Source organism: Henriciella mobilis (genome assembly GCF_003576285.1).
Taxonomy (GTDB): Bacteria; Pseudomonadota; Alphaproteobacteria; order Caulobacterales; family Hyphomonadaceae; genus Henriciella; species Henriciella mobilis.
In genome coordinates this window covers 962,108-976,178 of sequence record NZ_QWFX01000005.1, presented here as the reverse complement: position 1 = coordinate 976,178, position 14,071 = coordinate 962,108, and the positions used below count along the sequence as shown (strand labels likewise).

Here is a 14,071-nt window from a genome sequence, read left to right as displayed (position 1 = left end):
TTCAAAAGAAACTATGTCGTTGACTTTAGCAGCGGCCGGGAAATGGCCAATGCGTCAGCTGCTACACATTTCACTGTATTTTTTTTGCAACAGGATGGTCTGATGATTGCAAGCTGTACGCAGTCGTACAGGCAGGTGGGGACCTGACATGCCATTTCTGAACGGTTTCGCCGTGGCGGACGGGAGCCGCGTTGCGCTGATCGCCCCGGATGAAGGCGCATCAATTACTTATGCCGCGCTGGACGCGCGCGCGAACGCCGCTGCAGAAGCCCTCCGGAACCGCCGTAACCTGGTCTTCATCGAGGCGCGCAACACAATCCAGTCGGTCGTGAATTACTGCGCGGCCCTGCGCAGCGGGTCGGTCGTTCATCTGCTGGACTCCTTCGACACCAAAAAGGCGCAATCGCTGATCGACGCCTACGCCCCCAATGTACTGATGTCGGACGATGCGACCGAGACGTTCAATTCCCGACCACTCGACCTGCACCCGGACCTCGCCGCCCTGCTGTCGACATCGGGAAGCACAGGCACACCGAAATTCGTGAAGCTGTCGCGCGAGAACCTGAAGGCCAATGCCCGGTCCATCGTCGACTATCTCGGGATCACGCCTGCTGACCGTGCGCTCAACAATCTGAAGCCGCACTATTCCTTCGGCCTGTCCATCATCAACTCACACTTCGAGGCCGGCGCCAGTATCGTGCTGACCGACCGGTCCTGGATGGAAGACGCCTTCTGGCAGACCCTCGACGAGACGCGCGCGACCAGTATTTCCGGGGTGCCCTATAGCTATGAGATGCTGGAGCGACGTCAGTTCGACCCGGCTGACCATGCCAGCCTGCGCTATGCGGCACAGGCAGGAGGCAAGCTGCACCCCCGCCTCGTCAGGCATTTCGCCGGCCTCTTCTCGCGCTGCGGCAAGGAATTCTTTGTCATGTACGGCCAGACCGAAGCAGCGCCGCGCATGTCCTTCCTGCCGCCGGACATGGCCGCGGACTATCCCCACTCCATCGGCCGCGCCATTCCAGGCGGCGAACTCATGGTTCTCGATGATGATGGCGTACCCGTCGAAAACCTGGGCGAGGAAGGCATTCTCGCTTACCGCGGCGCCAATGTGATGATGGGCTATGCGCTCGAGCCGGACGAACTGGCCAGCGACGATACGCCAGACATCCTCCTGACCGGAGACCTTGCCCGCGAAATCGCACCGGACCTGTTCGAGATCACCGGGCGCGTGAGCCGGTTTGTGAAACCTTTCGGCCTGCGCATCAGCCTCGACCAGGTGGAAGCATTTGCAAAGACCATGCATGCCCATGTCGCCGTCACCGGGACGGACGAAAAGATTGTCATTGCCCTGGAAGGCGATCTGGGCCCCCAAGCGGGTCGCGAGATCGTCGATGCCAGCAGCGAGCGCTTCTCCCTGCCGGCAGAGACGTTCGAAGCCCGGATGTTCGACGCATTGCCGCTGCTGTCAAACGGCAAGATCGATTACGCGGCGATCAAGCGCGCGGGCTCCACGGAACGTGTATCGGTGTTCCGGCGGATCGCCTTTCTGATCAAGGATGCGCTTGGTTTCAGCCAGGACCGGCCGGAAACCATCATGGAGGCTTTCCGATCCGTCATGCAGACCGACCACATCTCTGCAGACGATACATTCGAGAGCCTTGGCGGCGACTCCCTGTCCTATGTCAGCCTGACGCTCGAACTGGAACAGCTGCTCGGCCAGAACCTGCCGCGCAACTGGACATCCACCAGCATCGATGCGCTCGAAGCGCTGCGCGAGGACGCCCGTCTTGTCCGGATGGCCTGACCGGCTGACTGTCAGGCCGCGATAAGGGTCCGGCTGCGGTCTCTCAGCAGGATCTTCAGCACCACAAAGCTTGCGACCGACAGCAATACGGTCGCCGCGAAGTAGACCGGCAGCGTCACCAGCGCCGGCACATCGGCAAGGAAATGACTGTCGATGAGCCGGAAGGCGGCAACGAAATAGCCATGCACGAAGAAGATGAAGAAGCTGATCCGTGCAAACAGGTCCAGCCAGCGCGTGCGATGGTTCATGAAGGCGTAGAACAGGCTGAACAGACACACCGACATCACAAGCTCGATCAGCAGGTGCAGGCGCATCTTGAAGGCATGGGATGCATCACCGAGCATCGGCAGGCTGGCGCTGAATACGAGCAGGACCAGCGCCACGAACACGGCGCCTTTGGCATGGGTCCGGTAGAGGCCCGGCCGCGCCGCCAGCAACATCCCAAGAAGGAAGGCCGGCAGGAAATAGACCGACTCCAGTTCCGGGAACTTGTCGCTCTCGGGACGCCCGACAATTACCCCGACAACGACACTCAGCAGGAACACGATTGCCAGAGCCCCTATCCTGTCTTTCAGGAGGACAAACAAGGGTGACAGCGCAAACAGCGTGATGATCATCGGGATGAACCAGAGCGGGCCGAGATGCGCGCCAGTGGCGTAGAGGAACCCGACCTGCAAGACCGGGTTCAGGCTGGAAAACCAGTCCATGTCCATCCAGGCATGGTCGGTCTTGATCCCAAGGCAGTAGATGGCGATCGCCGGTATGGACAGGACAAGGTAAGGCAGGATGATCGCCTTGAATTTGCCCAGCATGAACCGCCCATAGCTGAAGTCATTCGTCGTGAAACTGAACAGGAAGCCGGCGATGGCGACGAAGTAGAACGTGTCGTTACCGATCGCGGAATCCAGGTAGCGGAATATTTCCGGCTGTACCTCGTAGACCGACAGACAGTGCGTCAGGACGATCAGCAGGATTGCTGCGCCCCTGAAATTGTTTACGTGATACATCCCCACCCCACAGAGAACAGAACACTAGCTAAACTGCGAATGGCTCGGTATGCCACGCAGCGCATTCTCGCGGGCTTCAAGCTGGCGGCTGCTCGGCACACTGGCGCGCGAGAGTTTCTGGTTGAAGACGTCGATATGCGCATCGGTCCAGCTCGCTGCTGTATGGCAGAGCGAGGGCGCATGCTCATAGGCCTTGTGGCTCATCTTCTCGATCAGGCTGTCATCATGCGAGAACATTTCGAGCAGCTCAACCAGGCGGCGCGGATCATTGACCGAGAAGCGCCGCCCGAATCCGAGATGTTCGACATCCGTTGAGAGGTAGGCTGAGTCCGAAACGATGACCGGGAGCCCGCTCATGGCCGCCTCGAGAATGACCAGGCCGAACGGCTCGGTCACCCGGCTCGGCACGATCAGCGCTCTCGCCTTGCGGGCATATTGCGCAATCTCGCCCGGTTGCAGCCAGCCTGTCAGGCGGGCATGCGGGAAATTGCGCGACGCCTCACGCTCCAGCTCACCGCTGCCGACCATGGTGATGGTCGTGCCGGCATCGGACGTCGCCTTGAGCGCGATATCGGCGCCCTTGTCGCGTCCAAGCCGGCCGACAAACAGGTAACCGGCATTCTTTTCCGCGCGAATGCGGGCATTTGTCCACGCATCAACCGGATTGGGAATGACCACCGTATCGGGCGCCGAAAACCCGGCGCGGCGGAACTTCAGGCGCATCTCTTCATGAATGAAGGAGAAGGTGGACGGGCTTTGATCGAATTGTGCGATGCGGTTCAGGTGCATGTGGCGGGCAAAGCGCCAGTATTTGTGGATCGCATTGCGCCGGTCGCACTGCTTCATGAAGCAGGCTGTCGACATCGGTTTGGCGTCGCACGGCTCAGACTTGCCGAAGTGCAGGAAAGACCCGTTCGGGCAGACATTGAAAAAGTCATGGCAGGTCACCAGCGTCCGGTCGGCCACCGGTCGCAGCGCCTTGTAGATGGTCGGCGACAGGATCTGCGCCCAGTTGTTGAGATGGTAGACGGTTCCCGGCGTATCATGCTCGGCAATCCACCGGCCGATCATCGCCACCGTGTTGGAGTTATGGATGCCGTCGCGCATGGCCTGAAGCGCCGAGCGCTCCAGCAGGCCCTGGGAGTTCAGGCCGCTGACCGTGACACCAAGATCTTCGAGATGGTCGGTCGTCGCCTGCCCCGTCAGCAGCGTCACAGGATAGCCGCGCGCTCGGTACTGCTCGACCGCCTTCAGCGCGAGAATGCCCGCACCGCCTTCGGCAATGCTGTAATCGTGGATAACGACAATGCGGTCGATCTTATCCATGCCGGCTCCTTGCGGGCGAACGCCGCGCGCTTGTAAACCCGCCGACCTGTCGGCGGACATCCATGACGACCGTATCGCCGCGTGCATCCATGTGATGGCAGCCGATCACGCCCGGTTCGAAGTCCGGCTCAATCTTGCGCACTATCGTCTCCTGGTAATCGTCGAGCGAGATGTGGTCGATCTTCATGACGTTGAGGCCATAGCCATAGCGGCCATGGGAATTGTCCTGCGAGATGCGGTAATAGGCGCCGTCCCGCTCGAGGATACGCCCGCCATTGCGGGCCGTGCGCGAGTCGAAGACGACGGGGTTGAGCGCATGCGGCGTCAGCGTCTTCATGCCCGGTCCGTCGACCTTGTAGAGATGCAGTTCGGAATTCATCTCGCCGAACGGATCGTTCGAAATGTTGGTGAACAACCACCAGTCATCGCCGATCTGCGCGAGGCTGGAATCGGCTGCAATCACATTGTCGAGGATTGTGGCCTCACGCTCCCAACGGTCCGGGAATTCGATGCAGCGCCAGGTCTCGATACGGTGCGCACCACATGTCTCCGGCATCATGAAGAGATCACCGTCATGCTCGAACAGGAACGGGAAGGACAGGTGGTAATCCGTCTTTAGCACAGGGCGAACATCCGCCAGCGCGCCATCCTCGAACCGGCCCGCACTCAGATGGCCGCGGCCTGTCGTGTAGTCATAGACTTCGAAAAAGCACCATGTCTCGCCATCCCGCTCCCACAGGAACGGGTCGGCATAGTATTCATTGGCCGGCGTCGGATGCGAGCGCATGGCCGACGGATCGGCGTCGGCAAAGGCGCTTTCACTGGTCTTCAGGAAGAACATGCCGGGCCGCAGCCCTACCTTGGTCGCAACCTTCTCGACGAGGCGCGCCATCATGCCGCCGGTAAACTTGGTCAGGTAGACCAGCAGGTCCAGCGTCCCCGGCGTGCATCGCGGCTGCGGCGCTTCGGCGAGCTGGTCCAGATGCAGGCCGCCGCGCTCGGCGCGCTTCAATTCGCGCAGGATCAGGGCAACCGCCTTTTCGCACATGAAGAGGTGATTGCGGGTCACCACGAACTTGGTGTTGAGCGCCGCCGCCGAGACCAGGGTCTTCGCCTTCCCGCCGCCCGGCGTGCGCAAGAGGGTGACCTCCGTCACAGGCGTCTTCTTCACAATCGCCTGCATCGCGCCGGCGCCGAGGCTTTCACGCGACACATCCACCGACCAGACGCCAAGCGGCACGTCGGATGCGATGGCATCTGCATCGCCGCCCGCCGTCAGGTCGATCACGACGTCGGGCTTCAGCACAGCAACGCCGTCAACGTTGGCCTCGCCGGTTTTCAGCGTTGCGCGGGCCTGATCGAACAGCTCGGTTTCAGCCGCTTGCGGCTTGGCAAGGAGCCGGCTTTCAAAGGCCCACCATGCCTTGAAGAGCGGACCGCTCCGGGACGACACTGCCTGGCTATCCGAAACCAGGAAGCCGCACAGTTCAAGCTCCGGCGCCCGGCAGATACCCTCGGCCAGCCGCAGCATCCACGGCGCCAGGGTATCAGGACCCGTACAGAGGATAGCGACCCGAAGCGTCATTGGCTCGCCCCCTTCCAGGGAAGCTGGACATTGTGCGCTTCGGCCAGATCCTCAAACGCCGCCAGCGTGGCCGGCTCGAGGTCGATCCCATTCTTTTCGCTCTCGGCAAACGCCGCCCAGCGGGCGTCGCCCGGCATCCGGACATCGCGGTCCCCGCCCGAAGCTGCAATGACGCCGGACAGCATGTCCATGCGCGCATAAAAATCGTCCATCGGCATCCAGCGCGCGGCATCGAGCGCCAGAATGAAATGCCCATTCTTCCCGCCCGTATCGACATGCTTGTACATTGAGCCAAGCTCGCGCGAGATGCCGGCGCCAGTCAGGACCGCGCTCAGGATCTCGACAAGGATGGCAAGGCCAAAGCCCTTGCCGCCGGCCGCTGGCAGGAGTGTGCCCGCCATAACCTTGTTCGGGTCGAGGATGGGGTCTCCGGCCGCGTCGATAGCGACACCCGGCTCGAACATCTCGCCCTTGGCGGCCTTTTCGCGAACCGTCGATCCGGCCACCGCAGCGGTCGACATGTCGACCAGGATGGAGCGGCCATCACGGCGCGGCGCGCCAAAAGTAAACGGGTTGGTGCCGAGTACCGCATCGAGGCCACCCGGCGCGGCGACCTTCGGAAAGGAATTGCTGAGGACGAGACTGATCATGCCCCGGCGCGCGGCCAGCTCGGCATAGTAGGCGCCCGCGCCAAAAAAGTTGCTGCCGGTCACACCTACAACGCCGACGCCTTGCCTGGCTGCGATGTCGCAGGCGCGGTCGACGGCCAGCCGTCCGGCATAGTGTCCGAAGCCATTGTCGCCATCGAGGTGATGCGCGCTCGGCGCGAGCTCGGTGAAGACGGGCGCCGGTGGACACTTGATGCCGCCAGCGGCCACACGCTTCAGAAGGATCGGCAGGCGTTCAACGCCATGATTGCGGCGTTCGACCTTGTCACACCAGACGAGGTTGTCGGTCACGGCGTCGGCCTGCTCGGCATCGACGCCAGCAGCGATCATCACCCGCCGGGTAACCAGATAGAGCTCAGCGCCTCGAATCCGCATGGCGTCCTTGTGCCTTGAACACATTAGCCACTTTCGAAAAGACCTTGGACACGTTGCCCCACGCCTCTGCCAGGGTCGGCATCGGGTCTCTCACGCTGAAATATGGCAGGATAAAGGGCTGGCCCAGCACTGTCTTTGCCCAGGATAATGGGCCCATGATGCCGAGCTTGCTCTGTTCGCGCATGGCCATGAAGTCCCGATCTGGATACCAGAGGCGGAGTTTCTGGGAGTACGTCCTGAATTCCTGAACCGGCTGGCCGGTCAGGTGGCAATAGATCATCTCATCGATCGGTGCTCCGGCTTCCGTGACGAGGCGGTGGGCTGCGGTGAACCGCGCATTGACCTCGATGATCTTGAGCTTGCCGTCGCGGGTGTCGCGCTTGAACTCGACATTGCCCATGCCCTGCCAGCCAATGCTTTCAAACAGAAGGCGGCCAAGCTCTGCGGTTTCCGGGAGCCATTCGGACTGGTGGAAGCAGCCGCCGCCCTTGTTCATCGGCCAGCGGCGGATGACGCTCTTAGTATAGTCGAAGAGGCAAACGCCATCGGTGGTGCGGTAGGTGTAGTAGCTGCTCAGCAGGTCATCCGGGCCGGGGATCATCTCGACCACCATCACGTCCTGCCCGCGCGAACGCGCCAGCGCGACCTTCTCGACGACTTCCTCGAAGCTGTCCTCGACGATGAAAAGCTTGGTCCCGAATTCATGGATGAAGGCGTAGGAATCCAGCGGCTTCACCATGACCGGAAACTTGATCTCTTCACGGATGTTCAGCACGTCCAGATCGGACTTGATTTCCCAATAGTTCGGCGTCGGCACATCGACCTTGCGCGCAAGCGCGAGCGTGGCCTGCTTGTCCAGCATGGTCCGGCGCAGCTCGGGAACGAATTCCTCGACGCGGTAGTGTTCTGACAGGGCCTTGTGGTTAGCTTCCATGAAGGCCAGCGACTCATCGCAGAAGGCAAAGATGATACTGCCCTTCAGCGTCTCGAGCTGATCTTCCAGCAGCAGCTTTCGCCAGTAATAGGGCGCGGTGTTTCCTTCCGGCACAGGAAATGTCTGCCGGGTGTACTTGGAATCCATAGACCGGCACCCAGGAAGCCCCGTGGCCGTGACATGCACACCAAGCCGGCCCAGATTGCGGGCGACGGCCACAGCGTTTTCACGTCCTCCGAGCAGGATGACGGGGGTGCTGGTATCAATCTTGGTCATATCTGAATCGTTCCCGATCCCGTTTCGAACATCTTCTCAAGAAGGACCGCAGCCACATCCGCCTTCTGGTCGTCATTCGCGACCAGATAGTGGTGATGTATCCCCGGATTGACGTTGATCTCGTTGAAGATCACGCCCCCTTCCTTCAGCGGCACGGAAATATCGTCCGCTGTCACGTCGAGCCCTGCAAATCTCACGCCGAATGCCTTGGCGAGCCGGGCGCCGGCTTCGATTATTTCAGGATGGACCTGATCGCGTACGACATGGTTCTGCGCGGCTGCGTTCTCATTGACCGCCAGTTTGACCCGGACCACTTCTCCGGCCTTCGGCACATAACCGGAATTCCGGCCCTCGGCAGCCAGCGTGTTCCGGCTCTCCTGGTCGAGGATCAGCGGGCTGAGCGCTGTGATCGGATCCATGGCGAGGCGGCGTTCATTCTCCGCCTTGACCAGCGCCGACACGCTTGAGCTGCCATCGCCGGTGACCGTTGGCGAATCCCGGCGGACGGCATCGATGAATTCGCCGTCGAGATAAAGAATACGGTAGTTGTCTCCAGTCAGCTGTTCTTCGGCCATGAGCGCCTGATTGAAGCCGGCCGCGTGACGGGCGGCCACCTGAAGCGCGTGTTCGGTCGTGATGCCGGTGGTCACGCCGCGCCCGCCGCCTGTACCGTCAGCGGGCTTGATCACGATCGGGCCGGACTGACTGGCGAGGAATTTCTCGGCCTTGGACAGTGTTGCCAGCGTGAAGTTCTTGAAGGCGGGTGTCCGCACATCGGCCTTCGCCATGAATTCGAACGTCATGGCCTTGTTGGCCATCAGCCGCAGGGTCACCTGGCTGTCGAGCATCAGATCGGAATGGTCGACAAAGGTCGCCCGATCGCCTCGGCTGATCTGGACCAGTCCGTTGGCGCGGCGTTCGGCTGTCGCGCCGACCTTTTCGGCAGCCTCGGACCAGAGTGCCTTGTAGAAACTATTCCTGACGGTCCGGAAGCGCCGTCGCGCGAGTCCGGCCTGGGCATCGAGCAAGCGGCGTTTGTTGCGCAGCCAGACGCGAGTGGCGGGTTGAACCGGCATGAGCAAAAGTCTTCCAGACCATCAGGAGGTTAGCTATCAGTCGTTAAACGCGCATCCCGTGCTGCGGAGCTGGTCATCAACCCACGCATTCGAGAAGATTCCGCGTTTCACGTTTTCGACATACTCAGCCTGACGCACCTTGCTTGCGCGAAGGCGGCTGAGGATCTCCGGACCGTAGTCACGCGGAACAACCGCGATACCGGTCAGGTCTGCCTTGATGATGTCGCCTGGATTGACGACAACGCCGCCGCAGCAGATCGCCGTGTTGATCTCGCCCGGGCCGCGATGAAGCGGGCCGAACGGTGTGGTGCCGCGCGCGAAAACCGGAAGGCCGGTTTCCTGAACGCCCGGAAGGTCACGGATCAGGCCATCGATAATGAAGCCAGCAATGCCGCGATGCTTGGCCTTGTTGGCGACCAGGTCACCAAACACGGCGTTCGTCATCGCGCCACTGCAGTCAACGACAACCACGTCACCAGGCTTTGCGATGTCCAGCGTCTTGTGGATCATCAGATTATCGCCCGGATAGCACTTGACCGTGAGGGCTGGGCCAAGCAGTTCCTTGTCGTTGGACAGGTTCGAGATTTCACCACTCATCGCGTAAAGGCGATTCAGGCTGTCTGATACGTCGGCCGTTTCAAACTCTGCGAACCCTTCGATGATTTCCTTCGGCGGCCGCGGAAAGTTTGTCCGGATCATGAAGCCCGGTCCGGGCGTCATTTCTGCCGATTTCAGTTTCTCTGCCATGTAATTGTCCCCTTATACGCTACTGGTGCTGAATACGTCCCTGAATTCAGACCGTTTCGATATCCGGCTTCTATGCCGGTGTAACTTCGGCTTCTTTTTCGCCGAAGATGTTTTCACCGAGCGGATCGCGGCCGTCGCCATTTGCCTTGATGTAAAGGATGGCCGTGCCGGCTGGCTTCACGCGCTCATGGAAGATCGACGAGCCGAGGAAGACGATAAGATCACCGATCTCTTCGTGCAGCATGACGGCTGTCTCTTTCTGGTAAACGTGTTCGAGATCCGGGTGGTCGCGATCGGTCAGGAAGACCGCACGCTCTTCCGTATTCGGACCGAATTGCAGCTCCGGAAAGACGCAAACCGTGGAGCCTTCAGACAGGTGCACCGGAAGACCGATGGACACAGCCGATGCTGCCCGGTCCTTGTGCGGCGCCGGCCACGGATCGGCCGCCTCGTCATAGACCTTCAGGTGGCGTTCGGAAATCGTGAAGCCATCCTTGTCGATGCCTGTGAGTGCCGACAGACCGTCGCGGAATTCATTTGCAGCTTCCTGCGACTTGAACTCGAAGACATATTGGCGCTTCTTGCCGTAGATCTTCCAGTTCTGCGCTTCGTTGAGCTGATTGCTCTGGGAATCCTCGTAGAAACCCTTCAGTTCGCTGACGAACTCGTCAGACAGAACGTCCTTGAGATGAACATAGCCCTGCTTCTTGAAAGTCTCGTGAGCAGAACCTGGATCGTATTTGAACAACATGGCGTCCCCTTCCACGTCCATAAGATGTTGCAATGTACCGATGAAAGCTGAATTGCCCCTCATCAGTGTCCCCTAACGAGTGTCCCGGCTTGATCTGCGAGATATCGAGACACCCGATCCGATTGTGCAATTGGCGCGCCAACTGCGCAATAGAGACTAGGAAAAAAAGGGCCTCGCGTCATTCGATTGCGCGCAAACTGCTAGTGACTGCCTCAAGATTCGTCTGACTGGCGAAGTCCTGCGCAAAAACCACCCAGCCGGCTGTGCCCCATTCCAGCCTTTGCGACTGCCTATGAGGAGGCAGGTCCCGGGTTGAGCGCGGGACGCGCCCGCGTCCCCGGCGCTGCCTGTGCCGGTTCTGGCGGCTCCACATAGTAATGCAATACACCCTTTCGGTAGAATACCGATGCACAGGCGATACCCGCCATCACGTAGAAGTGGATACCGAGATCCACCGTCGACGAGGATACAGACGCCGCAATCAGGATAGCGAAACAGCCTGCCCGTCCGGCCGAAGCGTATTGCTGGGCCTCATCGTCGGCTAGGCGCGAACGCTTCGAGACATCCTCCAGAAACAGGCGCATGAAGAACAGGCCGAACAGGACAAGTCCGATAATCCCCAGATTGGCAATCACGCCGACGAGGAAGCTGGACGTGCGGACACTCCCAAGACCAGCGCCCAGGCCGAAACTGTTCACGAAGGCCTCCAGGCCACCCATGTTCCAGGACGAGCGTTCAACACCGCTGGCGCTTCCGAGCTTGTTGGTGATGGACTGGTCGAAAGTCTCAAGGATCGGCGCGATCAGGTCGGGCTTGATGGCAACAGCGGTGGCTGCGCCAAGCGCGGTGAGCGGGCCGAGCGAGATGAAGATAATCCGGTTGGTCGATGAGCGCGCCGCCAGCGAACGACGGCCATCGGTTTTCGCCAGCGACCGCGCATATGCAACGGACAGATAGCAGATCAGTGCGAGATAGCCGGTCGAGGAAAACGCAAAAAGGATTGAGAAGAAGGTGAGCAGCGCGATCAGGCCGGTAACTTCCGGGCGCACGCCCCCGCGCCAGAGACGGAAGTTGAAGGCGAACAGGCCGACGCTGAAGGTCGCGAAGGTCGCCGCTTCAGGAAACGCGCCGGTGACCCGCTTAACGCCCATGAATTTGTGCGAGAAGTTCTGCGAGTAGTCTGCGTTCCGGATGAAATCGAGAACATTGCTCGCGCCAACGGCGAAGGTGGCGGTGTCCACGAGCACGATGACCAGGTTGAGCGCACTCGCAATGATCAGCGCCCCGCCGGCCTTTTTCAGCATCTCATTGGTACGCGCCATCGACGAGACGGCTGCGAAAATGAACAGAGACGCGGCAAAGTAGACCGCCTGGTTGAAGTTGGCGCCCGATGGATAGAGCGGCACTTCGATGATGAACTTCCGGTCGGCGTTCATCGGGAAAACCATGAATTCGCCGGCGAAAAGCCGCGGCATCAGAATGCTGGAGCTGAAGCCCCAAATGCACAGCAGCAGCAGCAGAAAGCCCGGCCGGCCCTGCTGCATCGCCACGGTCGCAAAATCGAACCCCCTGTTCCGGATCAGGACAGCCAGGACGAGGAAGCCAAGGCTGAGGTGGCCCGGGGTAATATTGGCGCTGCCAAACGACATGGCGGATGCCGCGCCCAGGAGGCCCATACAGCTTGCCAGCGTGAGCGCCATGGCGCTTGAGCGCAAAACGGCAAGTACGCCAAGGCCAAAGGTGATCAGGCCAATAAGTTCAATGCTCACGGCCAATCTCCCGCATCTGGCGATACGGCGAGCTTGCCGGACGACATTCTATCCCCAACTGGCGCGTCAAATTCATCCCCATGGACATCGCCACTGCTTTACTCGTGACGCAATTATTCCCCTGAAGCAAGAACCATGCAGACTGGTGGCACAGCGCTTACGGCAGATGCCTAGCTGCTTGCCGGCTCATTCTCACTGGCCGGCAGGATGGCCGTGCTCACCGTATGAAGCAGGCCCAGTGTCCAGGTTCGCATCGCGACAAAAGCCGTGACGACATAGGTCACCACACCGACAATTGCCGTGACCGCAATGGTTACGATCGGTCCTTGCGCCTCGAGCAGCATGGACGCGCCAAAAACAACCAGCAGACCCGCTGCGCCAAGCGCAAGCCCAGGCAGCACAGCCCGGCCAACAGCCAGCATGGTGGTGTCCGTCAGGCGCGTCAGCTTGTGCGTCAGGCGAAGAACATAGACCAGAGCGGACGGAAACATGCCGAAGGCAACCGCAATAATACCGAAGTGAACAGTGCAGAGCAGCGCCACAAGAAGGATGATCGCCTCAAGTACCCGCGAGCGGAACAGGAAGGCGGTGTGACCCGCCGCAGCCAGCTGTGCGCTGACGATCTGGTCAGCCGACGTGATGATCTTGGCCCAGCACAGGATCTGAAGAACCGGCACCATGGCCATCCACTCGCCACCGAGCATGACGGCGATGAGCTCATGCGAGAGCAGGCTGAGTGAACCGAGCACGAACAGCATGATGGAGAGGTTAATGACCAGCAGGCTCGTCCAGAGCTCGGCTGACAGGCGCTTTTCACGCGCCATGCGGCCGACGGCCTGCCAGGTCAGGATGCGGAAGGTCTGCGCGAACAGGTCAAATGCCGCGCCGGCCGTACGCGAGCCCATGCGGAACAGGCCAACGGCGCGCGCGGTGAGGAATCCGCCGAGGACAATGTCCGCGCCGGAGGAGGTGAAGTAGGCCAGTGCGGAATTTCCATAGAGAGGCGTTGCAAAACTGACGATCTTGCGCGCGTCGTCGCGCGACCATTCCGGCTTTGGCAGCAGGCCGCATTTCCAGCAAAGCGCTGCGGCCATCAGGCCCGAAGCGACATAGCGGTTGACGATCAGGGCCCATACCCCAAGACCGTTGACGAGCATCAGCACGGAAACGGTGAACCCTGCGATCTCCGAGCAGATCAGCGCACCATAGTAGAACTTCACGTCCCCTTTTCGTAGCAGCACAGCCTCTTGCCAGCTCGCGATCAGCGCGAGGATCGGCATACCGGCGGTAAACGCCATGAGCTGCGCGAGAAGATCGCCCCAGCCGAGCAGGTACACGCCAAGCGAACAGGCCAGGATGAAAGCTGCGAACGCCAGCGAAAACATCATCTGAAGGGTAAAAGCCGTCCCCTTGGTCTGCTCGAAGGCAGGCTCCCGGAGCACGAAGTGATAGATGCCCGAATACATCTGGATCACGCCGAAATTCATCAGGATCGACGACAGGACAAAGATACCGAAGAGTTCGACCGTCAGGAAGCGGCCAGCCAGCAGGAGCAGGACAAGCAGCATCATCTGCGCGCAAAGCCGCGCGACAACGCCCATGACCGCTAGAAGACCGACTTGCCGCCGGGCCTGACCAGGTGATGCATCCGACAAGGAAATACTCCGTGGGGCTCGATTTGACCCCCTTCATGCAAATCCCACGCTACTTCGAATGCGTCATACGCCCGCGAATGGCGCCTGTATACGCT

Annotated in this window: 11 protein-coding genes; 1 reads left to right on the top strand and 10 read right to left on the bottom strand. The window is 60.5% G+C overall.

The window, feature by feature from the left end:
• Positions 1 to 148 precede the first annotated feature (148 nt).
• Positions 149 to 1,807 (top strand): non-ribosomal peptide synthetase, encoded by a 1,659-nt coding sequence (locus D1223_RS04415; protein ID WP_119375171.1) that lies wholly within the window; start codon positions 149 to 151, stop codon positions 1,805 to 1,807.
• Between the two features lie 11 nt (positions 1,808 to 1,818).
• Here the strand turns inward: D1223_RS04415 and D1223_RS04410 are convergent, their stop codons facing one another.
• The 10 genes from D1223_RS04410 to D1223_RS04365 all read right to left on the bottom strand — a co-directional run bounded on the left by D1223_RS04410 (position 1,819) and on the right by D1223_RS04365 (position 13,976).
• A complete protein-coding gene (locus tag D1223_RS04410; protein WP_119375170.1) occupies positions 1,819 to 2,814 on the bottom strand; it encodes an acyltransferase family protein in 996 nt (331 codons plus the stop codon).
• A gap of 24 nt (positions 2,815 to 2,838) precedes the next feature.
• Positions 2,839 to 4,140 carry a glycosyltransferase family 4 protein gene (locus D1223_RS04405; RefSeq protein ID WP_119375169.1) on the bottom strand — a complete coding sequence of 434 codons (1,302 nt, stop codon included), beginning with the start codon at positions 4,138 to 4,140 and terminating at the stop codon, positions 2,839 to 2,841.
• Positions 4,133 to 5,725 carry a glucosamine inositolphosphorylceramide transferase family protein gene (locus D1223_RS04400; RefSeq protein ID WP_119375168.1) on the bottom strand — a complete coding sequence of 531 codons (1,593 nt, stop codon included), beginning with the start codon at positions 5,723 to 5,725 and terminating at the stop codon, positions 4,133 to 4,135. Before D1223_RS04400 ends, D1223_RS04405 begins: the two co-directional genes overlap by 8 nt.
• On the bottom strand, positions 5,722 to 6,768 hold the full coding sequence (locus tag D1223_RS04395; protein ID WP_158588401.1) for an Ldh family oxidoreductase: 1,047 nt from the start codon (positions 6,766 to 6,768) through the stop codon (positions 5,722 to 5,724). Before D1223_RS04395 ends, D1223_RS04400 begins: the two co-directional genes overlap by 4 nt.
• Complete coding sequence (locus tag D1223_RS04390; RefSeq protein ID WP_119375166.1) at positions 6,749 to 7,978, bottom strand: carboxylate--amine ligase; 1,230 nt, start codon at positions 7,976 to 7,978, stop codon at positions 6,749 to 6,751. Before D1223_RS04390 ends, D1223_RS04395 begins: the two co-directional genes overlap by 20 nt.
• Positions 7,975 to 9,054, bottom strand: a complete 1,080-nt coding sequence (locus D1223_RS04385; protein ID WP_119375165.1) for a cyanophycin synthetase — start codon at positions 9,052 to 9,054, stop codon at positions 7,975 to 7,977. Before D1223_RS04385 ends, D1223_RS04390 begins: the two co-directional genes overlap by 4 nt.
• A gap of 36 nt (positions 9,055 to 9,090) precedes the next feature.
• Positions 9,091 to 9,801, bottom strand: a complete 711-nt coding sequence (locus tag D1223_RS04380; protein ID WP_119375164.1) for an RraA family protein — start codon at positions 9,799 to 9,801, stop codon at positions 9,091 to 9,093.
• A gap of 70 nt (positions 9,802 to 9,871) precedes the next feature.
• On the bottom strand, positions 9,872 to 10,552 hold the full coding sequence (locus tag D1223_RS04375) for a hypothetical protein (RefSeq protein WP_147372668.1): 681 nt from the start codon (positions 10,550 to 10,552) through the stop codon (positions 9,872 to 9,874).
• 290 nt (positions 10,553 to 10,842) lie between these two features.
• A complete protein-coding gene (locus D1223_RS04370; RefSeq protein ID WP_119375162.1) occupies positions 10,843 to 12,321 on the bottom strand; it encodes a hypothetical protein in 1,479 nt (492 codons plus the stop codon).
• 170 nt (positions 12,322 to 12,491) lie between these two features.
• Entirely contained in the window at positions 12,492 to 13,976 is a 1,485-nt protein-coding gene (locus D1223_RS04365) for an oligosaccharide flippase family protein (RefSeq protein ID WP_147372666.1), read from the bottom strand.
• Between the last annotated feature and the right edge of the window lie 95 nt (positions 13,977 to 14,071).